20 protein-coding genes are annotated in these 21,650 nt (G+C 62.9%); 8 read left to right on the forward strand and 12 right to left on the reverse strand.

The window, feature by feature from the left end:
• Positions 1–178 precede the first annotated feature (178 nt).
• Together gatB and NKI95_RS27720 are read left to right on the forward strand one after the other, a co-directional pair.
• Entirely contained in the window at positions 179–1,678 is a 1,500-nt protein-coding gene (gene gatB / locus NKI95_RS27715) for an Asp-tRNA(Asn)/Glu-tRNA(Gln) amidotransferase subunit GatB (protein ID WP_352720746.1), read from the forward strand.
• A 1-nt stretch (position 1,679) separates the two neighbouring features.
• Complete coding sequence (locus tag NKI95_RS27720) at positions 1,680–2,168, forward strand: GNAT family N-acetyltransferase (protein WP_352720749.1); 489 nt, start codon at positions 1,680–1,682, stop codon at positions 2,166–2,168.
• Positions 2,169–2,184: 16 nt separating this feature from the next.
• Here the strand turns inward: NKI95_RS27720 and NKI95_RS27725 are convergent, their stop codons facing one another.
• The 5 genes from NKI95_RS27725 to NKI95_RS27745 form a co-directional block, all read right to left on the reverse strand.
• A complete protein-coding gene (locus NKI95_RS27725; protein WP_352720751.1) occupies positions 2,185–2,526 on the reverse strand; it encodes a hypothetical protein in 342 nt (113 codons plus the stop codon).
• Positions 2,527–2,668: 142 nt separating this feature from the next.
• A complete protein-coding gene (locus tag NKI95_RS27730) occupies positions 2,669–3,880 on the reverse strand; it encodes a hypothetical protein (RefSeq protein ID WP_352720753.1) in 1,212 nt (403 codons plus the stop codon).
• Positions 3,881–4,029: 149 nt separating this feature from the next.
• Positions 4,030–4,329, reverse strand: a complete 300-nt coding sequence (locus NKI95_RS27735; RefSeq protein WP_352720755.1) for a hypothetical protein — start codon at positions 4,327–4,329, stop codon at positions 4,030–4,032.
• A 94-nt stretch (positions 4,330–4,423) separates the two neighbouring features.
• A complete protein-coding gene (locus NKI95_RS27740; RefSeq protein ID WP_352720757.1) occupies positions 4,424–5,824 on the reverse strand; it encodes an ArnT family glycosyltransferase in 1,401 nt (466 codons plus the stop codon).
• Positions 5,825–6,031: 207 nt separating this feature from the next.
• On the reverse strand, positions 6,032–7,192 hold the full coding sequence (locus NKI95_RS27745) for a helix-turn-helix transcriptional regulator (protein WP_352720759.1): 1,161 nt from the start codon (positions 7,190–7,192) through the stop codon (positions 6,032–6,034).
• A gap of 258 nt (positions 7,193–7,450) precedes the next feature.
• Between NKI95_RS27745 and NKI95_RS27750 the strand changes: the two genes are divergently transcribed.
• From NKI95_RS27750 to NKI95_RS27760, 3 genes are all read left to right on the forward strand, one after another.
• Positions 7,451–7,849, forward strand: a complete 399-nt coding sequence (locus NKI95_RS27750; RefSeq protein ID WP_023674818.1) for an NADH:ubiquinone oxidoreductase subunit NDUFA12 — start codon at positions 7,451–7,453, stop codon at positions 7,847–7,849.
• Between the two features lie 155 nt (positions 7,850–8,004).
• Positions 8,005–8,487 carry a DUF2155 domain-containing protein gene (locus tag NKI95_RS27755; protein WP_352720761.1) on the forward strand — a complete coding sequence of 161 codons (483 nt, stop codon included), beginning with the start codon at positions 8,005–8,007 and terminating at the stop codon, positions 8,485–8,487.
• Positions 8,488–8,576: 89 nt separating this feature from the next.
• Positions 8,577–8,945, forward strand: coding sequence for a hypothetical protein (locus NKI95_RS27760; RefSeq protein ID WP_352467351.1), 369 nt, complete (start codon positions 8,577–8,579; stop codon positions 8,943–8,945).
• Positions 8,946–9,028: 83 nt separating this feature from the next.
• Here the strand turns inward: NKI95_RS27760 and aat are convergent, their stop codons facing one another.
• From aat to NKI95_RS27790, 6 genes are all read right to left on the reverse strand, one after another.
• Positions 9,029–9,646, reverse strand: coding sequence for a leucyl/phenylalanyl-tRNA--protein transferase (gene aat / locus NKI95_RS27765; protein ID WP_352720763.1), 618 nt, complete (start codon positions 9,644–9,646; stop codon positions 9,029–9,031).
• A gap of 14 nt (positions 9,647–9,660) precedes the next feature.
• Positions 9,661–11,004, reverse strand: coding sequence for an acetyl-CoA carboxylase biotin carboxylase subunit (gene accC / locus NKI95_RS27770; RefSeq protein WP_023674822.1), 1,344 nt, complete (start codon positions 11,002–11,004; stop codon positions 9,661–9,663).
• A gap of 19 nt (positions 11,005–11,023) precedes the next feature.
• Positions 11,024–11,482, reverse strand: coding sequence for an acetyl-CoA carboxylase biotin carboxyl carrier protein (gene accB, locus NKI95_RS27775; RefSeq protein WP_352492532.1), 459 nt, complete (start codon positions 11,480–11,482; stop codon positions 11,024–11,026).
• A 26-nt stretch (positions 11,483–11,508) separates the two neighbouring features.
• Entirely contained in the window at positions 11,509–11,943 is a 435-nt protein-coding gene (gene aroQ, locus NKI95_RS27780; protein WP_031211260.1) for a type II 3-dehydroquinate dehydratase, read from the reverse strand.
• 163 nt (positions 11,944–12,106) lie between these two features.
• Entirely contained in the window at positions 12,107–12,910 is an 804-nt protein-coding gene (locus NKI95_RS27785) for a DsbA family protein (RefSeq protein ID WP_352636991.1), read from the reverse strand.
• Between the two features lie 71 nt (positions 12,911–12,981).
• Entirely contained in the window at positions 12,982–14,376 is a 1,395-nt protein-coding gene (locus tag NKI95_RS27790) for a M48 family metalloprotease (RefSeq protein WP_352720765.1), read from the reverse strand.
• A gap of 144 nt (positions 14,377–14,520) precedes the next feature.
• On the opposite strand from NKI95_RS27790, the gene NKI95_RS27795 reads away from it, so the two are divergent.
• Both NKI95_RS27795 and NKI95_RS27800 read left to right on the forward strand, forming a co-directional pair.
• Positions 14,521–15,669: a pyridoxal phosphate-dependent aminotransferase gene (locus NKI95_RS27795; RefSeq protein ID WP_352720766.1), complete on the forward strand. Its 1,149-nt coding sequence runs from the start codon at positions 14,521–14,523 to the stop codon at positions 15,667–15,669.
• A gap of 11 nt (positions 15,670–15,680) precedes the next feature.
• Positions 15,681–16,628: a glutaminase gene (locus NKI95_RS27800; RefSeq protein WP_352720767.1), complete on the forward strand. Its 948-nt coding sequence runs from the start codon at positions 15,681–15,683 to the stop codon at positions 16,626–16,628.
• A gap of 96 nt (positions 16,629–16,724) precedes the next feature.
• Here NKI95_RS27800 and NKI95_RS27805 read toward each other — a convergent pair whose 3' ends face one another.
• Entirely contained in the window at positions 16,725–19,709 is a 2,985-nt protein-coding gene (locus tag NKI95_RS27805; protein ID WP_352720769.1) for an Rne/Rng family ribonuclease, read from the reverse strand.
• Between the two features lie 663 nt (positions 19,710–20,372).
• On the opposite strand from NKI95_RS27805, the gene NKI95_RS27810 reads away from it, so the two are divergent.
• On the forward strand, positions 20,373–21,635 hold the full coding sequence (locus NKI95_RS27810; protein ID WP_352720770.1) for an N-acetylmuramoyl-L-alanine amidase: 1,263 nt from the start codon (positions 20,373–20,375) through the stop codon (positions 21,633–21,635).
• Positions 21,636–21,650: the final 15 nt, after the last annotated feature.

Here is a 21,650-nt window from a genome sequence, read left to right on the forward strand (position 1 = left end):
GGGTTGCCGGCCATTGAATCTTTTCAAGCCGCTATAGCAGTCCATCGCGGCAGGTGCGGGCCTGTGCCGCGTCGGCGCCTGCGGCTTTGCGCTTGTCTCTTTTGGCGGTTTGCACTAGCGAAGTTGCACATCAAAATATGCGTTCTCGCATATCCGCAATTTCAATATGCAGGCCCTTATGAGCATCATCGATACCCGCACGCCCGACGCCAAGCGCCTGGTTCCCGGCGCCACCGGCGACTGGGAGATCATCATCGGCCTCGAGGTCCATGCGCAGGTGACCTCACAGGCAAAGCTGTTTTCCGGCGCCTCGACCATTTTCGGCGCCGCGCCCAATGCCAATGTCAGCCTGGTCGACGCGGCGATGCCCGGCATGCTGCCGGTCATCAACGAAGAATGCGTCAAGCAGGCGATCCGTACCGGGCTGGGCCTGAAGGCTGAGATCAATTTCAAATCGGTCTTCGACAGGAAAAACTATTTCTATCCTGATCTGCCGCAGGGCTACCAGATCTCGCAGTTCAAGCAGCCGATCGTCGGCGAGGGCAAGGTGATCGTCTCGGTCGGCCCGGACCGGCAGGGCGAGTTCGAGGACATCGAGGTCGGCATCGAGCGCCTGCACCTTGAGCAGGATGCCGGCAAGTCGATGCACGACCAGCATGCGACGATGTCCTATGTCGATCTCAACCGCTCCGGCGTGGCGCTGATGGAGATCGTCTCCAAGCCGGATATGCGCTCCGCCGATGAAGCCAAGGCCTATGTCACCAAGCTGCGCACGATCGTGCGCTATCTCGGCACGTGCGACGGCAATATGGACGAAGGCTCGTTGCGCGCCGACGTCAACGTCTCGGTACGCCGGCTCGGCGGTGAATTCGGCACGCGCTGCGAGATCAAGAACGTCAACTCGATCCGTTTCATCGGCCAGGCCATCGACTATGAGGCGCGCCGCCAGATTGCCATCCTCGAGGACGGCGGCAGGATCGAACAGGAAACGCGGCTGTTCGACCCCAACAAGGGCGAGACGCGCTCGATGCGCTCCAAGGAAGAAGCGCACGACTATCGCTATTTCCCCGATCCCGACCTTCTGCCGCTGGAATTCGACCAGGCCTATGTCGACGCGCTGGCAAAGGACCTGCCGGAACTTCCGGACGCCAAGAAGGCGCGGCTGATCACCTCGCTCGGCCTGTCGACCTACGATGCCTCGATCCTGGTTTCTGAAAAGGCGATTGCCGATTATTTCGAGAAGGTGGCGGCCGGGCGCGACGGCAAGCTCGCCGCCAACTGGGTCATCAACGACCTCCTGGGGGCCTTGAACAAAGCCGGCAAGGATATTGAAAACGCTCCTGTTTCGCCCAACCAGCTTGGTGCCGTCATCGACCTGATCAAGGAAGGCACCATCTCCGGCAAAATCGCCAAGGATCTGTTCGAGATCGTCTGGAACGAGGGCGGCGATCCGCGTCAGCTGGTCGAAAGCCGCGGCATGAAGCAGGTCACCGATACCGGCGCCATCGAAAAGGCGGTGGACGAGGTGATCGCAGCCAACCCAGACAAGGTCGAACAGGCGCGCGCCAAGCCGACCATGGCCGGCTGGTTCGTCGGCCAGGTGATGAAGGCGACCGGCGGCAAGGCCAATCCGCAGGCGGTCAACGAGCTGGTCAAGGCCAGGCTCGGGATCGAGTAGGATGTTCGTCCGTACCGCCGGCGAGCGCGATCTTGCGGCGGTACGCGCATTGCTGATCGAGACCTGGCATGCCACCTATGACGCCATCTACGGCGCGGCGCGGGTCACCGAAATCACCGATGAATGGCATTCGATTGCCGCACTCAAAGCACGGCTGACGCGGCCGAACTCGGAGTTCCTGCTCGCCGACGACGGCAAGAGCATCGGCGGCATGGCCTTCGCCGCCGCCACCACGGATCCCGGGATCGTCATGCTGAACCAGCTTTACGTGCATCCGGCCTGGCAGAGGCAAGGCATCGGCCAGGCGCTGCTGGACGAGATCGAGGCCAGCTTTCCGGAGGCCCGGACGCTGCGCGTCGAGGTCGAGGAAGCAAATGCTCCGGCCATCGCCTTTTACCGCTCGAGAGGGTTCTTGCCCGCCGGCAACACGGCCGATTGCGGCGGCGCCTCAGGATTGCCGGCGCTGGTTTTGGAGAAGGCGATCGGCTAGCTCGTTCGCCTGGCGCTCAGTTGCGTTTCACGGGCAGGTTGGAGCAGCCGGCAGCGAGAAACTCGCACGGCAGGCTGCCGCCGCCACCCGACGTGTGCGGGGGCGTGGCGGCTTCGATTTTTTCCACCTCGTAATATTTCGAGGTGACGCCCCATTTTTTGACGCCCTGGCACGTCGAGCGCAGGCCAACCTCCGTCGCCTTTGCCGCAGTCTTGAAATACGTGGTGATCCTGCAGGATTGGCTGACCGGCAGCGCGTTCGCCGGGCTCGTGACCGGCGGCAGGAAGTTCGGGAAGGCAAGCAGCGAGATTGCCGCAATGATCCGGACGGCGGGCATGGTGTGGGGAAAGTGCAGCATCGTTTGTCTCCATCGATGGCGCCGCTCGCTCGTGGCGCAGCGGCGCGTTTGTTCCCGCAAGATCAGGCCATGAAGCCGGCGCTGCCGCATCGGCCGCGCGGGAGATGGCGGGAACCGCCGCCGTCATCCGCGAGCGGCCGCGTCAGGGCGTTTTCGGCTTGATGAGCGTCTTTATCGGAACAGCGACTTTTGGTGGCCGGACCGTACTGGCCCCACCGTCGACGGCCAGCCCGCCGCTGTTGAGATAGCGTACCGTATAGTGCAGCTCATAGCCCGGAACTCTGATCCATGTAGGCTTGTGATTGAACTGGTCCGGAGGCCTCGAATACCACTTCGGGATCTGCATGATCTTGGAACCGGCACCGAATCCCGCAGTCTTGGCCGCTACTGCGAAGGCGCTGTCTCTGGGATCGTTCGGCGGCTGATCGACATTGCCGATGACGACCAGCGAATCGTATTTTCCCGCGTCGAGCTGTACTGCGGGAAGGTTCAGCGCAGCCACGTCGCCTTCGCGCATCGTCAGCGCCTTCTGAAGGCCATCCTCATTGGCATAGACGTTGAGGTTTATGGCCTCGGATTCCGCATAGACGACATTGTTGTGGAAGTCGCGGGCTGCCAGGCGTGTGAGGCTGTCGAAGGTCACTTCTATCGTCGGCTTGGCTATGGCGTCCGTCACCACCAGGTTGCGTCGCGGCACCGTCCAGAAGATGAGATCATCGTCGGTGGCCTGCGTGCCGGCATCGGAGCCGTCTATGGCCGAGCATTTCGAATTCGGAACCGGCGTCGTCACCGGCAGGGGTGCCGAAAACGAGCTGCGTACCTGGGCGTCGATGTAATTGCCGACGTTGAAAACGTCTTCGAGGATGTTGCCACCTTCGAAGCTCGCCGGGCCGGGTTGCGAGCGGATGATGACCTGGCTGGAATCGGTCTGCCAGCCGCTGCAGAAGACGTTGACGTCTATGGGAATGCCGATGTGGCGGTCGGAGGTCACCGGGATCGAGACTTTGATGGTCAGGATGTAAGGAACTTTGACAAACCAGCTGTTCGGCTGGTTCAGCATCTGCGTCGCAAAGCGCGACGGCCGCCATTGCTTCAGCGATTCGATCGATGCGCGCGACGATCGTCCCTGGGCGGCCAGCTGTGCGTTGGTGGCGTCGACCTTGGCTTGCGCCAGGTTGCGGACGGTGTTGGTGATCAGGAACACGCCGAGTTCAGCTTTGCAGGGCCTGTTCGATTGTGTGGGGTTGCATGGGGCAAGTGCCGCACTGGGAACCGGCGGCCCCGAAGGCGGCGGCTGGGCGGCCGCGGTGGCCGCCATCAGGCAGAAGAACAGCATCGTGCAGGTTTTCAACATGGTATCCTCGCTCTGTCGTTGGAAACCACCCTCCGCCTAGACAGCAGCATTTCTTCGATGGCGGTTCATCGCCCGCACGGGGGATGAACCGCGAAACGTCGGGCGGGCCCAGCGCCGTTGAGCCGCCGCCGTCCTTTCGGATCGGATGGCTACTGCTTCACGGCGCCTTCGGTTGTCGCCTTCGGCGCGACGACCTTCGGCTTGGGGGTTTTCGGGCCTGGGTCGACTACCAGTGCGGCCGTGCAGGAGCATTTGCCCGAACCGCAGTTCAGGTCGCCCTTGCACATTTTGGAATGCCGCATGTCGGTGCAGTCGGCGGTCCCGGAGCAGGAGCAACTGCCTTGCCCAATCGTTCCGGACTGACATTTGAAGCTCCATGCCGGATCGGCGGCAAGGCCGGCCACGGCGAGCGATAGGACAAAAAGCATCGTCGAGATAAGTTTGCACATGAATACCTCCCGGTTCTATCGAGCGATGGAACCACGAAGCAGCAACGCCTTCATCTCCCGCGTGGGGGACGAACTCGCATACCGGTGACGATCGTCAATGCTGTCCCTTCAGCACGACGAGATAACCGCGTTCGACGCGAAGCCGGAACGCGATTTGCCCTGCAGTGCCGGGATCCTTGGAAACTTTGTCGATGACATAGCCGCTGGGATGCGAACCAAGCCATTCTTCCGGTTTGTCGGTGCTTTCGAACGGCCTTTGCAACCGGGCCAGGAAGCCGACTTCGCCTTGATAGTCGAAAGCCACGGCCCAGTCCGCATCCTTTCGCTCGTCGATGAAGTTGGCGAGCGGCGTCAGGTCATAGCGTTTGAACGCGGTTGCCGATGCCACCGCGTGGCCGATGCCGAAAATGACAAGCATGACGACGGCCGAGCTCTTCAGCCTGGCGAGCGGGATCTCCGCCATGAAATAGCCGAACAGGATGACCACGAACGGCAACATCGGCACGACATAGTGGGGCTGCTTGCCAGATATCGCGCTGAACACCAAGAACACGGCAACGAACGAGAACGACAGCAGGCGCAAGGCGCGCAGATCCGGCGACTTCGCGTCGATCAGGCTGCGTATCCGCGTGCGCAGCTTCAACCGCCAGACCTCGGGTATGAAGATCCACGGTATGAACATGACCGGCAGCAGCAGCAGATAGAAATAGAACGGCCGGCCGTGCGAATTGCGCAAATTGCCGGTGACGCGCCCCGCCGACTGGTTCCAGACGAGATCATAGACGAAATTGCCTTTTGTCAGGATCGTCGCCGGCACCAGCCAGATCGCAACCGGAATCAGCGCGGCGAGCAATGCCAGGCCCACTCCAGCGAGGAAGTTCGGTGTCGCCAGTCCCGCCCGCCGGTCGCGCCAGAACGGGTAGAACAGGATGGGCGCGCCGATATGGATCAGCACCACCGGGCCTTTCGTCAGCACGCCCATGCCGATGAACAGCCCGGCCAGAACGGCCTGCCAGCGGTTGCCGCTCCGGGCAAAGGCAATCAGCGACAACAGCGCGGCGAGCACAAAGACCGTCAGCAACAGGTCGAACAGGATCAGCGTCGAATAGATGACGAACACGCTGCTTCCGGCGACCAGCCAGGGGATGCGCCGCGCGATGTCGTCGCGGCCCGGAAACAGGGTCTTTGCCAACGCCGTGGTCAGCCAGATGACGAGCGAGGAGGCGGCGAAGATGACCAACATCGCCGCCGGCCGGCTGGCGCCGAAAACGGTCCAGACAAGGTCGATAAGCCAAAACAGCAGTGGCGGCTTCTGCAGATAGGGCGCGAAATTCATCGTCGGGACGAAGATCTGTCCGCTCAGATACATTTCCCAGGTGACGCTGAGATATCGCGTTTCGTCGACGGGCAGCAGTGGCCGGAAAGCGACCGCGATTACGATCAGCCCAAGCAAAAAGAGGTAGGGGAGCAGCCGCTCGGTAGATGTCGGTGTCAAAGGTCGAGATCCGCGCCAGAAACCATTTTCTTTCCAGCCGAGCATAGTGCCGCGTTTCTGGACCGCGAACGACCGCACCATGATTTTGGCCGAATTGCAACGTTGCCGGTTTCGTTTCGCAGATTTTGCGGACGATGGTCTTAAAGGCTTGGAAAACTGACCGGCCGAGCCTTTTGGACCGCCGCCGGTCCGGGGAATCTGCGCAAATTAACTGGAGCGCAACGGCGGCGACAATTCCCGCATCAAGAGTTCGAGCTCGCGCTGATCGCCGGTACCGGTCTTGTCGAAGATCGTCGCCAGCTGCGACTTGACGGTGCCGTCCGAGACGCCGCCGGCCGCGGCGATTTCCTTTCGGGTCAGGCCGGCGGCAACGTGACCGGCAACGCGCCTTTCTGCCGCGGTCAGTCCGAACAGCGCCGCAATGGCGTCCAGCGCCGGGATTGGTGCCGAACCGGCCGCAGCGATGAAGATTGCTGCGGCGGCGCGCTGCGAGATGCGCGCCGAGATTTCACGCCGCGCCAGCGGCATCACATGGGCCACCGCCGGAACGGCCGTCTTGGCCAGGGGAATGTTGATGCCGCAAGGTCCGAGCGCGAATTCGTCGCGCGTGCCGAGCTGGACGGCGCGGCCGATCGCGGCATTGGCGTTGGCATAGGTGAAGGAAAGCTGGCCGCGCACGCAAGCAACCGAAATGTTTTCGGCGAGCAGCGCTTCGGCTGACGGGTTGGCGAAGATGATGGTCATGTCTTCGGCGACGATCAGCACCGGATGGTCGAGGCTTTCGATGATGGAGCGGAAGATTTCGGCCTTCCGCCGCTCGGCCTCGAACAGGTCGCCGATGGTCACCGCGCGCCGCACATGCGGCGCCAGCAGGCAGACAAGCTCGAGATCCTCGCGGGAAATCTGGCGCCTGTCCTTGTCGGTCACCACCATTAGCGTGCCGATCCGGGTCGGCCGCTTCATCAACGCCACCCAGAAGAAATCGTCCAGGCGGTTGGGTTGCACCCATTCGCGCACGATGCGGCTTTCGAGCCATCTCTGTCGCGTATCCGGGCCTTGCAGGGCGTAGATCGAATCGACGGTGAACGGCACGTCGATCTCCATCTTGGGAACCGCCGCATAGAACGGCACTTGCGAGCCGTAGTCATGCTTCAACGGCTCAAGAACTGCGGGATCGCCGCAGGACACCGAAAACCGCGCGGAACTGCTGATCGTGTCGATGACGGCGAGCATGGCAAGCTGGCCTTCCGCCAGGCTGCAGATGGCCTCGAGTGTCGCCTGCCAGCGGTCGACGTCGGCAATCGAATCGTAGATCGCCTCAACGACCTGCGGCAATGCGCGACCGGCCGTGCCCGCCAGCGATGACATGAGCCCCTCTCATTTGCCGTCCTTGAGGCAACGAAGCATCAACTCCTAGAATAACGCTGCGTAAGGTCGCCAACAACCCATTTCATCTGCTTCGGGCGGACGCGAAAATCGCATGAACGTTTCGCTTTCCCGCCAGCCATTTGCTCGCCGGTTGCGGCAAGACCCTTGCCTTCGCAATGCCGTGACGCCATAAGCAGGAACAGGCGCCGCCGCAGCCGCCGCGAGGACTTGCTACAAGGACTTGCCACGAGGATTTGGATGAAAACTTTCCTTCTGCAGTTTTTCACCTGGTGGAACAGCCAGACATTGGGAACGCGCTTCCACACCTGGCGGCATGGCAAGAAGGTCGGGCAGGACGAGGTCGGCAACGTCTACTATGAGGGCGGCGTCGATTCGGAAGGCCGCACGCGCCGCTGGGTCATCTACCGCGACTATTCGGAAGCCTCGGCGATTCCGCCCGGCTGGCATGGCTGGATCCATCACCGTGTCGACGTTGCGCCGCCAAGCGAAGACTACAAGCCACGCGACTGGCAAAAGCCGCATGTGCCGAACCTCACCGGCAGCCCCGCAGCCTATCGGCCGAAAGGCTCGGTGCTGACCAACCAGCATCGTCCGCAGGTGACGGGCGACTACGACGCCTGGACGCCTGGTTCGTGATCGATCGCCGCGACACGCGCGCCGTCTCCACGGGCGCGGTCCCCACGGGGCGGTCCTTTGTCGCCACAATTGCTGTTTAGCTGTTTGCTGATCCGACAGCAGCAACTAGCCTTGGCGTTAAGAGAATCACCCGGGCGCAAACCACCGGACCTTGCATGAGCATGTTAAGCCGAATTTTGACGGGCGGATTAACCGCGGTCGTTCTCGCTTCTATGGTGGCGCTTGCTGCTGCGCAGGAATTGGCGCCGCCTGCACCGGACGCGTCCGTGGCGCCTGCAGCACCCGCAGTATCCGAGCGCATCACCAATCCCGTCGCTGAATTCGCCGGCATCGACAAGATCACCGGCCGTATCATCACCTTCGATGTCTATATCGACGAGACGGTGCAGTTCGGCGCTTTGCAGGTGACGCCGCGCATCTGCTATTCGCGGCCGGAGAACGAAGAGCCGAAGACGGATTCGTTCGTCGAGGTCGACGAGATCACGCTCGACCGGAAAATACGCCGTATCTTCACCGGCTGGATGTTCGCCGAAAGCCCCGGGATCAACGCCGTCGAGCATGCCGTCTATGATATCTGGCTGAAGGGCTGCAAGCAGAAGTCCGACGTGCCGGCACCCACTGCCCCCAAAACCAACTAGAATCTGTCAGCGCGGCGGCGGATACCGCGCCTTGCGGAACCGCCGTGTTGCCCGAGCGTTGGTGCCTCTCTACGGTGGAGGTTGCCATGATGATGGCCAACAAGAACGAACTTCTCGATATCGAAAGGGGATTCTGGAGCGGCGGTGCCGACTATTTCAAGGCCAACGCCGATACCGAATGCCTGGTGGCCTTCCCGCAGATGGCGCGGGTGATGAGCAATACCGATCTGGCCGCAACTGCGACGGACCCGAACCGCTGGCGCGATCTCGACATCGACCTCAAAGGCATCATCGAGCCTGGCAGCGACATCGTCATGCTGACCTACGAGGCGCGTGCGACGCGGCAAGATGGCGAAGCCTATGCGGCGCTGGTCAGCACCGGCTATGTCCACCGCGTCAATGGCTGGAAAATGATGTTCCACGCACAGACGCCGCTGGTGACGGCATCAAAAGGCTGACCGGCCGCTGGAGCAATTCCAGGAAAAGTGTGAACGGTTTCCGTCCGGAATTGCGTTTCTGTGAAACGATGAACCATTCCAGGTTATGGAAAAAACACGGCCTCGCCCTTCAGCGCCCCGGCCAGCATCTTCTCGTACTTGCCGCGCGGCACGTCGATTGCGCCGAAGCGTTTGAGATGCTCGGTGGTGAACTGCGTATCGAGCAGCGCAAAGCCGCGCGCCTTCAGGCGTTCGACGAGGTGAACCAGGCAGGCCTTTGACGCGTCGGTCTCCCTGGCGAACATGCTCTCGCCGAAGAACACGCGGCCGAGCGATACGCCGTAGAGGCCGCCGACCATCCGGTCGTCGTGCCAGGCCTCGACCGAATGGCAATGGCCCATCCGATGCAGCTCGATATAGGCTTCGCGGATCGGTGCGTTGATCCAGGTCGACCGCCGTTCCTCGCGCCTTTCGGCGCAGGCCTCGATCGTCGCCTCGAAGTCGAAATCGATGCGGAACTCGAACAGGTTCTTGCGGATCGTCTTTCTCAGGCTTTTCGGTATGTGGAACCCGTCGAGCGGAATGATGCCGCGCGTCTCCGGCCGCACCCAGAACACTTCGGGGTCATTGGCGCTTTCGGCCATCGGGAAGACGCCGGAGGCATAGGCTTTGAGCAAAAGGTCGGTCGGGATGCGATAACCGGGTGCGTAGGGACGGGTCATCGCTTCGCCCTGTATCACTCGCCTTCGGCCAGGTATTTTTCCAGCCAGTGGATGTCGTAGTCGCCATTGGCGATGTCGGCGTTGCCGACGAGGTCGCGAAACAGCGGCAGCGTCGTCTTGATGCCGTCGACGACGAACTCGTCGAGCGCGCGCCGCAGTCGCATCATGCATTCGACGCGGTTGCGGCCATGCACGATCAGCTTGCCGATCAGGCTGTCGTAGTAGGGCGGGATCTTGTAGCCGGAATAGACGCCGGAATCGACGCGGATGCCGAGGCCGCCCGGCGTGTGGAAATGGGTAATGGTGCCCGGCGACGGGGTGAAGGTGCGCGGATCCTCTGCATTGATGCGGCATTCGATGGCATGGCCATGGAAGCGGATATCTTCCTGGCGCACCGAAAGCCCGCCGCCCGAGGCGACGCGGATCTGCTCGTGCACGAGGTCGATGCCGGTAATCGCCTCGGTCACCGGATGTTCGACCTGCAGGCGCGTGTTCATTTCGATGAAATAGAACTCGCCGTCCTCATAGAGGAATTCGATGGTGCCGGCGCCGGAATAGCCGAGATCGGCGATCGCCCTGGCGCAGACGCCGCCAATATGCGCGCGCTCCTCCGCATTGAGCGCCGGCGAGGGCGCTTCTTCCCAGACCTTCTGGTGACGGCGCTGCAGCGAGCAGTCGCGCTCGCCGAAATGCACGCCGCGCCCGGCGCCGTCGCCGAACACCTGCACTTCGATATGGCGCGGCTTCTGCAGATATTTCTCGATATAGACGGCGTCGTCGCCGAAGGCCGCACCCGCCTCCGAGCGTGCCGTCTGCAGCGCCACCTCGAGGTCGGCCTCGCTACGCGCCACTTTCATGCCGCGCCCGCCGCCGCCGGCCGACGCCTTGATGATCACGGGGTAGCCGATCGCGGCGGCAATGCGCTTGGCTTCCTTGTCCTCGGTGACCGCGCCGTCGGAGCCGGGCACCACGGGAATGCCGAGGCGTTTTGCGGTGCGCTTGGCCTCGATCTTGTCACCCATGATGCGGATATGGTCGCCCGTCGGGCCGATGAAGGTGATGTTGTGCGCGGCGAGGATGTCGGCGAACTTGGCGTTCTCCGACAGAAAACCGTAGCCGGGATGCACCGCGTCGGCGCCGGTGATCTCGCAGGCGGCGACGATCTGGTGGATGTTGAGATAGCTGTCGCGCGACGGCGGCGGGCCGATGCAGACGCTCTCGTCGGCGAGACGCACATGCATGGCGTCGGCGTCGGCGGTCGAATGCACCACCACCGTCTGGATGCCCAGCTCCTTACAGGCGCGCAGCACCCTGAGGGCGATTTCGCCGCGATTGGCGATGAGGATTTTCTGGAACATCTTTCGCCTGTTCCCGGCTCTACTCGATCACGACGAGCGGCATGCCATATTCGACCGGCTGTGCATCTTCGAACAGGATCGCCGTCACCGTGCCGGCGCGCGGCGAGGGGATCTGGTTCATCGTTTTCATTGCTTCGATGATCAGCAACGTCTGGCCTTCCTTGACCTTCTGGCCGATTTCGATGAACGGCCTGGCGTCGGGCGACGCTGCCAGATAGGCGGTGCCGACCATTGGCGAGGCGACGGCGTTCTTCGACACGTCGGGCGTCGCCGGCGCGGCCGCTGCCGCAGGCTGCGCGGCTGCCGGCGCATAGGCCGGCTGAGCTGCGGCGACCGCATGGACGGCCGGCGCCTGCCGCGAGACGCGCACCTTCAGATCGCCCAGCTCGACCTCGATCTCGGTCAGGTTGGTGTCGTTCAGTATGCCCGCCAGATCGCGGATCAGCTGCTGGTCAACACCGTTCTTCTTTATCGACATTTTCGAGCCTTCTGTTTGTTGGCCGGTCATAGGCGTGCAGCCAGCGCCTGCAGCGCCAGCGTGTAGCCGAGCGGCCCGAACCCACAGATCATGCCGACGGCGACCGGCGCGACCATGGAAACGTGGCGGAATGGTTCCCGCGCGTGGATGTTGGAGAGATGCACCTCAGCGACCGGCAGCGGCGCGACAGCGCGGATGGCATCGTGAATGGCGATCGAGGTATGGCCGTAGGCGCCCGGATTGATGACGATTGCGGCGGCCTTGTCGGCGGCCTCCTGGATCCAGTCGACGAGGTCGCCCTCATGGTTCGATTGGCGGAAATCGATCTCCAGCCCAAGTGCGGCACCCGCCTGCTTGCAGTCGTCGGCGATCGCGGCAAGCGTCTTGCCGCCATAGATGCCCGGCTCGCGCTTGCCGAGCGCGTTGAGATTGGGGCCGTTCAGGACGAAAACCGTTTTCAAAAAATGCCGACCTTTCCCGGCGCGGCTAAGCCGGCGCGCCGGACCCTCTATAATGGGCATAGACGCTGGCGAAAAGAGCGCAAGTGCGTTCTTTCGCCGTCCACAACAGCCGGAAAACGGCCCGTGCCGGAAACCCGCAGCCTAATCGAAACCCGAACGCTAATCAGAGCGCGGCCTTCGCCGCCTCGATCTTTTCGGCCAGCACTTCCTGGCCAAGCGCGCCGAACACCACCTCGTTGCCGACGACATAGGACGGCGTTCCGGTGATGGCGAGCTTGGTGGCGAGGTCATAGGTCTTGGAGAAGGCCTCGGTGATGCTCGGGTCTTTCATCTTTTCGCGCAGCGCCGCCTCGTCGGCGCCGAGCGACAGCGCCACCTTGATTGCCGCCGCCTCGGTGGCGCGCCCCTGGCCGCCGAGCAGCGCATTGTGGAATTCGCCGTATTTCTCCGGCTTCATCAAATGGAAGGCCATCGAGACGACGCTCGCCTTCTGCGAATCCGGGCCGAGGATCGGGAACTCCTTGAGCACGAAACGCAGGTCCGGATCGGCCTTGGTCAGCGCGCGCATGTCGTCGATGGCGCGTTTGCAGTAGCCGCAATTGTAATCGTAGAACTCGACGATGGTGACCTTGCCGTTCGGATTGCCGACAACGCCGTCGAATGAGGAATTGAAGATCTGGTCCTTGGCGTCTTTGATGACGCCGAGACTGGCGACGCGCTGTTCTTCCTTCTGCTTGGCCTCGAGTGCCTGCTGGGCCTCCAGAAGCACTTCCGGGTTCTTCAGCAGATAGTCGCGGACGATGCCTTCGACTTCGGCACGGTCGAGCTTGGTACCCGAGGACGCCGTCTGGGCAAGCTGTGCCGTGCCGGCCTTCGCCGTCTGCGGATTTCCGGCGACGAAGCCGAAAGCCAGCATGGCGAGAGCCGCTGCCACTCCGGTAGTGCCCAGCAGAATTGCCTTGGTCATGATCCTCGATCCTCTTGCCTGTGTTCGGGTCCGCTCGGTTTGGCTGCGTCGCAGCGTGCGTCCGAAAAGGTTCACTTCTTCTTACCTGATGGTGCGTAGTTTATAATGTCCTGCGCGCGAAGCCAGCCCGGCTCGCCCCGCTTCATGCTCTGCTGCGCCCGCATGGCGAAGATTTTCGCATTCTTGTAGTCGCCGGAATAGAAATGCCCTTCGGCGGTTGCAAGCTCGGCGGCCGGGATGTTGCCGAGTTCCCCGTAGGCCTGTGCCAGATAACGGTATCCGGCGGCGTTTTCGCGGTCCCGCCCGAGGCCGGTGTTGATCTGCGCCACCGCCTTCTTCAGCGAATCCGCCGTGCCGATGGCCATCAGCGCCTGGCCGTAAGAGACCGGCAGCAGCCCGGATCGCGCCGGATCGAGACTGACCGACTTGGCATAGGCGTCCGCCGCATCCTTCGGCCGGTTCGCCTTCATCAGGATGTCGCCGCGTAATTCCTGGAAATAGGGATTTTTCGGCTGTTCCTTGATCAGCGCGTTGGTTTTGGTGAGCGCCGAGGCCAGATTGCCGAAAAGATAGGTCATCTGCGCGTCGCCATAGCGTGAGGCGAGGCTGCCGGGGTTCTTGCGCATCAATCGCGACGCCGCGGCCTGGCCTTGCATATAGGCGGCGATCTTGATGCGCATCATATCGTGGCGCTGCTGCAGTGCAGGGGGGTCGACCTTGTCGACGTAAGGGCTCTGCTTCACCAACACTTCGAGATTGGCGATACGCTCCTGCGGCATCGGATGGCTGATCCTGTAGGGATCGACTTGGGCGCCCGAGAGCGACAATGCGTTCTGGAAACGGCTGAACGTCTTCAGCATGCCCATGCCGGACTGGCCGGTAGCATTGAGATAAGCGATTGCCGAGCGGTCGGCGGTCATCTCTTCGGTGCGCTGATAGGCGAGGATACTGCGTTGCGCCATCTCGCCGCCGCCGGCCATCACGCCCATGCCGGCGCCGGCGAGGCCGCGGCTGTTGCTGGTGGCGCCGGCCACCATGGCGCCGGCGCCCAACAGCGTCGCCAGGATCGCCATCGTCTTGGCGCGCTCGAGCTGTTCGCGCAATTTCTGCTGGTGCCCGCCGGCGATATGGCCGGCCTCGTGGGCGATGACGCCGATGATCTCGTTGGGCGTTTCGGCCGTCATCAGCGCGCCGGTATTGATGAACATGCGGCGGCCGGCAACAAAGGCGTTGAAGCTCTGGTCATTGACCAGCACGATGTTGATGGCGTCGCCCGACAAGCCCGCCGCCTTGAAGATCGGCCGCGCGTAATCGCGTACCAGCGCCTCGATCTCGGCATCGCGCACCACCGGCACATTCTGCGCAAACGCATTGACCGAGCCGGCCATGGCGACCACCGCGGCAAGCGAAAGCGTCGCGAAGGCGCGCGCTGTCCTGGCGATCGTCGATTTGGGTCGGCTCAACATGGCAGGTCCACTGGTAGACGAGTGGGCGAAGGATGAAAAGTCGGCAGCTTAAACTTACCGAACTTGTGATCCCCACACCAATCGGGCATTTGTGCGGCGCAGCCAGCATGGCGGCACGTGCGGACAAGTGTGGTGGATTGAAAAATGGTTGTTTCGCTTTCGCGCCGCGGCGCGGTCGAACCGTTCCATGCCATGGACATCCTGGCCGAGGCGAATCGGCTGAAGGCCAAGGGCCTGCCGGTCGTTTCCATGGCCGTCGGCCAGCCTTCCGATCCGGCGCCGGCCGGCGTTCGCGAAGCGGCGACGATCGCCTTGAAAGCAGGCCGCATCGGCTATACCGACGCGCTGGGCCTCACCGGCCTCCGCAAGGCGATCGCGGCCCATTATGGCGAGCATTACGGGCTTGACGTTTCGCCCGAGCGGATAGCCGTCACCACCGGATCGTCGGCTGCCTTCAACCTCGCTTTCCTGGCAATGTTCGATCCAGGCGACCGCGTCGCCATCGCGGCGCCCGGCTATCCTGCCTATCGCAACATCATGGCCGCGCTCGGCATCGACATCGCCGAGATCGAGTTGGACGGCGCCGCCTATCTCCATGCCGAGCACCTGCAAGCCGCGCATCGCGAAAAACCGCTGAAGGGCGTGCTGTTCGCCAGCCCGGCCAACCCGACCGGCGCGGTCATTCCCGCCGGCGATCTCGAGGCGCTGGTCAAGACGGCGCAAGAGCTCGGCATCGCCGTCATCTCGGACGAAATCTACCACCGGCTGGCCTATGCGGCGCCCGACACGACCGCGCTTTCTTTCGGCGCGGATGTGACGGTGATCAATTCCTTCTCGAAATATTATTGCATGACCGGCTGGCGCATCGGCTGGATGGTGCTGCCGCAGGAATTGGTGCGGCCGGTCGAGCGCATCGCCCAGAGCCTCTACATCTCGCCGCCCGAGCTGTCCCAGATTGCCGCGATCGAGGCATTCAAGGCGACGCCAGAACTGGAAGCGGTGAAGGCGCGCTATGCCTGGAACCGCGAGATCCTGATGCAACGCCTGCCGGAGCTCGGCTTTGCTTTGGCCGCGCCCATGGACGGCGCCTTCTACGCTTTCTGCGACGTCACCAGGCATACCAATGACAGCATGGCGTTTGCGCGCAGGATGTTGGCCGAGGCGCATGTGGCGGCGACGCCGGGCCGCGATTTCGATCCGCTGCAAGGCCATCGCACGATGCGCTTTTCCTATGCCGGCAGCCACGACGATATGGTCGAGGCGATGGCGCGCATCGAACGCTGGCTGAAGTAGCGGGGGCGACCATGCCGGAGTTTGATCAGGCGCCCCAACTCGAACATGCGTTGCGCGAGGTCGCCGCCGAAATGGCGGAGCGTACCGATCGCGGCGACGTCGCCAGCTATATTCCCCAGCTCGGCAAGATCGACCCGAAAAAATTCGGCATTTCCGCGGTGACCAATGACGGCCGCGTGCTGACCGCGGGCGATGCCGACGAGGCGTTTTCGATCCAGAGTATCTCAAAGGTGTTCACGCTGACGCTGGCGCTTGGCAATGTCGGCGATGCGCTATGGCAGCGGGTTGGGCGCGAGCCGTCGGGCAATCCGTTCAACTCGATCGTCCAGCTCGAGCACGAGAACGGCATTCCGCGCAATCCGTTCATCAATGCCGGCGCCATCGTCGTCTCCGACATCCTGCTCGCCGGCCATCAGCCGCGCGAGGCGATCGGCGAGATCCTGCGCTTCGTCCAGTTCCTGGCCGATGACGACACGATCATCATCGACCGCGAGGTCGCGGCGTCCGAACGCGCCACCGGCTTTCGCAATTTCGCGCTTGCCAATTACATGAAATCGTTCGGCAATCTCCACCATGCGCCGGAACTGGCGCTGGGCGTTTACTTCCACCATTGCGCTATCGCCATGAGCTGCCGGCAACTGGCCCTGGCCGGCCGCTTCCTCGCCAATGGCGGCAACAACCCGGCGACCGGGCATTCCGTCGTCTCGGCCGAGCGCGCCCGCCGCATCGGCGCGATGATGCTGACCTGCGGCCACTATGACGGCTCCGGCGACTTCGCTTTCCGCGTCGGCATTCCCGGCAAGAGCGGCGTTGGCGGCGGCATATTGGGGATCGTGCCGGGCATCGCCTCGCTTGCCGTCTGGTCGCCTGGCCTCAATGCCAACGGCAATTCCAGGCTGGGCTCGATCGCGCTGGAAAAACTGGCGAAGATAATGAACTGGTCGATCTTCGCACCATAGTGTTGTCGCCTGGAATTGGGGCAAAAAAATCCCGCGCAGCCGATCGGCCACGCGGGACTTTTTTAATCAGAAAGTCTGGCTAATGCACGGAAAGGCTTAGAAAAAGCCCTTCCGCTGCCACCAGCCGGCACGCTTCGGCTTGTCCTCGGCCTTTGCTTCCTCGGTCTTTGCCTCGTCGGGGACGATCGAGGAGACGACCGGCACGACCGGAGCATCCACCGGTACGGGCTTGCGCCGCGACGGCCGGACCTTCGGCGTTTCCTCGGCAGCCGCCACTTCGGTCTCCTGCGACACCGGCGCGGGGGTCTCGCCGGAAGCCACGGAGGCGGCCTCGGCAGCCGATGTCTCGGCGCCCGCAATCTCGGCAACTGCTTCCGCCGCAACCTTCTTCGGCTTGGCGGCGCGGCGCGGCTTCTTCGGCTTTTCGGCGCTCGGCATGTCGTCGTTCGCCGGAGCAAGCACCGCAAGCTCTTCGGCCGGCGGCGCACCTTCCGGCTCGCCGGTCACGGGCTCTGCTTCCGACACGGCATCTTCCGTCATGGCGGCTGGCTCGCCGGCGCCGGCTTCGACGCCGTCCTCGCCGTCTTCACGGCGATTGCGTTTGCCGCCGCGCTTGCCGCGCCGGCGCTTCTTGCCGTGACCGTCGTCCGCCGCTTCCGCCGTTTCGGCAACACCGGCCGGCGCTTCACGGTCCGCTTCGGCGGCTTGGTCGCCCGCGGCTACGAAGGCGTCGTCTGCCGGCGCCGAAACGGAAGCACCTTCCACAGCAGCGCCATGCTCGCGGTCCCCATGTTCGCGGTCCCCGTGCTCGCGTTCCCCGTGTTCACGATCCTTGCCGCCGCGCCGTCTGCGGCGCTTGCGGCGCTTGCGATCGCGGCCTTCGCCGTCCTCGCCGGACTTTGGCTGCTGCGGCTGCTGGACAGGACGTGGCTGCTCGGCCTGCACCGGTGCCTCGTCTTCCTGCTCGATGACGATCTCGTCCTCGGGTTCTTCCGGCTCGACATAGGCCGGGAACGTGCGCGCCTCGACAAAGCCTTCAGGCTTTTCGGCCAACGCACCGCGGAAGATGGCATAGTGTTGTGCACCGACCGCGTCATCGGCTTCGATGGTGATGGTCACGCCGAAGCGGTGCTCGAATTCCACCAGCGTGCCGCGCTTGTGATTGAGCACATAGAGCGCGGTCGCTGCCGGCGTCCGCACCGTGATGTGGCTGCGCGAATCCTTGAGCAGGAATTCCTCGATTGCCCGCACCACCATCAGCGCAACCGACGAATCGGAGCGCACATGGCCGGTGCCGCCGCAATGCGGGCAAGGCTTCATCGTCGATTCCAGCACGCTGGCACGGATGCGCTGGCGCGACATCTCCATCAGGCCGAAATGCGAGATGCGGCCGACCTGAATGCGGGCGCGGTCGTTCTTGAGGTGATCCTTCAGCCGCTTCTCGACGGAGCGGTTGTTGCGGTTCTCCTCCATGTCGATGAAGTCGATGACGATGAGGCCGGCGAGATCGCGCAGCCTTAATTGCCGGGCGACTTCCTCGGCGGCTTCCAGATTGGTGTGAAGTGCGGTGTCCTCGATCGAGTGCTCCTTGGTGGAACGGCCCGAATTGACGTCGATGGCGACCAGCGCTTCCGTCTGGTTGATGATGATGTAGCCGCCGCTCTTCAGCGTCACCTGCGGCTGCAGCATGCGGTCGAGCTGCGCTTCGATGCCGTTGCGCACAAAGATCGGCGTCGTGTCGCGGAACGGCTGAACCACCTTGGCGTGGCTCGGCATCAGCATGCGCATGAAGTCCTTGGCCTCGCGGTAGCCTTCTTCGCCGGAAACCAGGATCTCGTCGATATCCTTGTTGTAAAGGTCGCGCACCGAGCGCTTGATCAGGCTGCCTTCCTCGTAAACCAGGGCAGGGGCCGTGGATTGCAGCGTCAGATTGCGGACGTTTTCCCAAAGCCGCATCAAATATTCGTAATCGCGCTTGATCTCTGCCTTGGTGCGGCTTTCGCCGGCCGTACGCAGGATGACACCCATGCCCTGCGGCACTTCGAGATCGGCGACCACTTCCTTCAGCCGCTTGCGGTCCTGCGCATTGGTGATCTTGCGCGAAATACCGCCGCCGCGTGCCGTATTCGGCATCAGCACCGAATAGCGGCCGGCCAGCGACAGATAAGTGGTCAGCGCTGCACCCTTGTTGCCGCGCTCTTCCTTGACGACCTGCACCAGCAGGATCTGCCGGCGCTTGATCACTTCCTGGATCTTGTACTGGCGGCGCACCGGCTTGCGCCGGTTGCGCACTTCTTCCAGCGCGTCTTCGGCGCCGACCGATTCGACCTCGTGATCGTCCGGATGCGAGGATTGCACCTCTTCCAGCATGCCGCGATCATTGTCTTCGGAGGTTGCTTCGCCGCTTGTCTCGGCCCCGCTTGTCTCGGCCCCGCTTGTCTCGACTTGCGGGACGGCTTCCGAGATTACGTCGGCATCGACGCTGGCAGCGATGGAACTGGATCCGCCTTCGGATGGCTCGGTCTCGCCGCGATCGGCGACCTCATCGCTCTGTCCGGCGGCATCCTCGCTCTGTCCGGCAATGTCGGACATGGTGTCGTCGGCAGCGGCATCCAGGTTTTCTGCGACGGCATCTTCGCCGTTCTCGCCATTCTCACCGTCGGCCGCGCCTGCCTCGCGCCTGTGCTCGCCGCGGTCGCGGCTCTTGCCGCCACGCCGGCGTCCGCGCTTGCCACGGTCGCGGCTCTGGCGGTCCTCGCCTTCGGCGGCTTCCTCGTCCTCTTCGTCCTGGGCCTCCTGTGCTTCCGCACGCAGCAGCGCCTGACGGTCGGCGACCGGAATCTGGTAGTAGTCGGGGTGTATTTCACTGAAGGCGAGGAAACCGTGACGGTTGCCGCCATATTCGACGAAGGCTGCCTGAAGGGAAGGTTCGACGCGCGTTACGCGGGCGAGATAGATATTTCCTTTGAGCTGCTTCTTGTCCTGGGATTCAAAGTCGAATTCTTCAATACGGTTACCGCGAACGACGACAACGCGTGTTTCCTCCGGGTGGGAGGCGTCTATCAGCATTTTGTTGGGCATTATTTCGTTTCCTCCCGGCAGCCGTCGGCCGCGGCTTGCGGGGCAATGCCCGCTGCCGTGGACCCGGGACATGGGTGCCGGACAATTGAACGTCCGCCGGCCGCTGCCTGAGCGCCATGGCGGTGCCGCCCGCAGCCGTAGTGGCGCGGTTTGTTGCGGACCTTTCCATGATTGCGCTTGAAGCCATCGTCACCAGCAGAACCTTTTGAACCAAAGCCCGGGAAAAACCGGACCAGCTTGTTTGCTCATACAGAGCCGGCACGGGACAATCCCGGCCGTTTTGCTCACGCAGGCGATTCCCCCGCCACGGGAGCACGCCTGCGAAAATCGTCGCGATCACCGATGCCTTCTTCGCCTGAAGCGAAAGGAGCCGTCTTGCGTCTGACCTGTAGCAGTAAGCTGCGGAGGAGGACGGTTCCAGGATTGCAGTGATCCACCATCGCTTTTATGATTTGGCGGGTTGGAAGGCAACCCCGATTCCCGATGCCGGCAAAAAGCCGTTCCGCAGCGGAAGCACAGGTCCCAAGCCTTCCATGAAGGCTTGGTTAACCTTCTCTGGATACCAATCGTTAATCGAGTTCGCGGCCTGCCAGAACTTTGACAAGCAATAAGGCGCTTCGACAAGCGATCGCATGACGCCAAACGGGAGCGACTGGTAGAAAGATGGGACTGGCAGGCTTCGCAGACAAGGGCCGTCATAATGGAGGCCGGTTCTTCCGCACCGCCTGCCTGCTGCCGCTGATCCTGGCTTGCCTGCTCCTTTCGCCGCTTTCGCGTGCTGCCGACGCACCGCTCGGTGCCACAAGCTACAAGATGGCCGGCGATGCCACCAAGATGCGTATCGTCATCAATTTCGACCGCGAGCCCGACATCAAATGGTTCCTGCTGCGCGGCCCAAATCGTCTGGTCGTCGATCTGCCGGCCACGAGATTCGCCCTCAATGCCAAGGATGTGAAGCCGCGCGGGCTTGTCCGCGCCGTGCGTTACGGTGGACTCGGCGAGGGGAAATCGCGGCTGATTCTCACCGGCAAGGGACCGTTCGCCGTCAACAATCTCGACGTGCTCAAGAACGATGACGGCAACGGCTACCGCATCGCCATCGACATGTCGGCGGCGTCGCAGCGGGAATTCGATGCGGCGCTCGCCAATCAGGCGCTGACCACCGGTTCGACGGTCTCCGCCGACAAGGCCGGCAGGGTCGGTACCGGGCCGGTCTCTAATCCGGGCCATCGATTCACCGTCGTCATCGATCCCGGCCATGGCGGCATCGACGGCGGTGCCGGGGGCCTGAACGGTACGGTCGAAAAGAACGTGACGCTCGCCTTTGCCATGGAACTGCGCGACAAGCTCGCCGCCAGCGGCAAATACGACGTGTTCCTGACGCGTGAGACCGACGTGTTCCTGCGGCTCGACGACCGCGTCCGCATTGCCCGCCAGCATGAGGCCGACCTGCTCATCTCGATCCATGCCGACACGATCAGCCTCAAGGGCATTCGCGGCGCAACCGTCTACACCGTGTCCGACAAGGCTTCCGATCCCGAGGCGCAGGCGCTTGCCGACCGTGAAAATCTTTCCGACCAGTTCGCCGGCATGGAGATCAAGGACGACAGCAAGGAAGTGACCGATATCCTGATCGACCTGATCCGCCGCGAGACGCATAATTTTTCGATGAGCTTTGCCCATACACTCGTCGGCCAGCTTTCCACCAGCGTCGGTCTGATAAACAACCCGCAGCGCTCTGCCGGCTTCAAGGTGCTGAAGGCGCCGGACGTTCCATCCGTGCTGGTCGAACTCGGCTATCTGTCGAACGCCAAGGACGAAGCGCAGTTGCTCAGCGCCGATTGGCGCAACAAGGCGACCCAGAGCATAACCAACGCCGTTGCACTGTTTGCTTCGGCCAAGAGCGGAACGGGGGCCGGAGGCTGAAATGCCCGCCGGCGC

The organism is Mesorhizobium sp. M0306 (assembly GCF_040321655.1).
Taxonomy (GTDB): domain Bacteria; phylum Pseudomonadota; class Alphaproteobacteria; order Rhizobiales; family Rhizobiaceae; genus Mesorhizobium.

Bases quoted from the DNA above. Each gene is read 5' to 3' on its own strand.
- accC (WP_023674822.1), bottom strand. From the start codon at position 11,004: ATGTTCCAGAAAATCCTCATCGCCAATCGCGGCGAAATCGCCCTCAGG.
- accB (WP_352492532.1), bottom strand. From the start codon at position 11,482: ATGTCGATAAAGAAGAACGGTGTTGACCAGCAGCTGATCCGCGATCTG.
- gatB (WP_352720746.1), top strand. From the start codon at position 179: ATGAGCATCATCGATACCCGCACGCCCGACGCCAAGCGCCTGGTTCCC.
- NKI95_RS27795 (WP_352720766.1), top strand. From the start codon at position 14,521: ATGGTTGTTTCGCTTTCGCGCCGCGGCGCGGTCGAACCGTTCCATGCC.
- NKI95_RS27800 (WP_352720767.1), top strand. From the start codon at position 15,681: ATGCCGGAGTTTGATCAGGCGCCCCAACTCGAACATGCGTTGCGCGAG.
- NKI95_RS27805 (WP_352720769.1), bottom strand. From the start codon at position 19,709: ATGCCCAACAAAATGCTGATAGACGCCTCCCACCCGGAGGAAACACGC.
- NKI95_RS27785 (WP_352636991.1), bottom strand. From the start codon at position 12,910: ATGACCAAGGCAATTCTGCTGGGCACTACCGGAGTGGCAGCGGCTCTC.
- NKI95_RS27730 (WP_352720753.1), bottom strand. From the start codon at position 3,880: ATGTTGAAAACCTGCACGATGCTGTTCTTCTGCCTGATGGCGGCCACC.
- NKI95_RS27755 (WP_352720761.1), top strand. From the start codon at position 8,005: ATGAGCATGTTAAGCCGAATTTTGACGGGCGGATTAACCGCGGTCGTT.
- NKI95_RS27720 (WP_352720749.1), top strand. From the start codon at position 1,680: ATGTTCGTCCGTACCGCCGGCGAGCGCGATCTTGCGGCGGTACGCGCA.
- NKI95_RS27750 (WP_023674818.1), top strand. From the start codon at position 7,451: ATGAAAACTTTCCTTCTGCAGTTTTTCACCTGGTGGAACAGCCAGACA.
- NKI95_RS27760 (WP_352467351.1), top strand. From the start codon at position 8,577: ATGATGGCCAACAAGAACGAACTTCTCGATATCGAAAGGGGATTCTGG.
- NKI95_RS27725 (WP_352720751.1), bottom strand. From the start codon at position 2,526: ATGCTGCACTTTCCCCACACCATGCCCGCCGTCCGGATCATTGCGGCA.
- NKI95_RS27810 (WP_352720770.1), top strand. From the start codon at position 20,373: ATGGGACTGGCAGGCTTCGCAGACAAGGGCCGTCATAATGGAGGCCGG.
- aat (WP_352720763.1), bottom strand. From the start codon at position 9,646: ATGACCCGTCCCTACGCACCCGGTTATCGCATCCCGACCGACCTTTTG.
- NKI95_RS27745 (WP_352720759.1), bottom strand. From the start codon at position 7,192: ATGTCATCGCTGGCGGGCACGGCCGGTCGCGCATTGCCGCAGGTCGTT.
- NKI95_RS27790 (WP_352720765.1), bottom strand. From the start codon at position 14,376: ATGTTGAGCCGACCCAAATCGACGATCGCCAGGACAGCGCGCGCCTTC.
- NKI95_RS27735 (WP_352720755.1), bottom strand. From the start codon at position 4,329: ATGTGCAAACTTATCTCGACGATGCTTTTTGTCCTATCGCTCGCCGTG.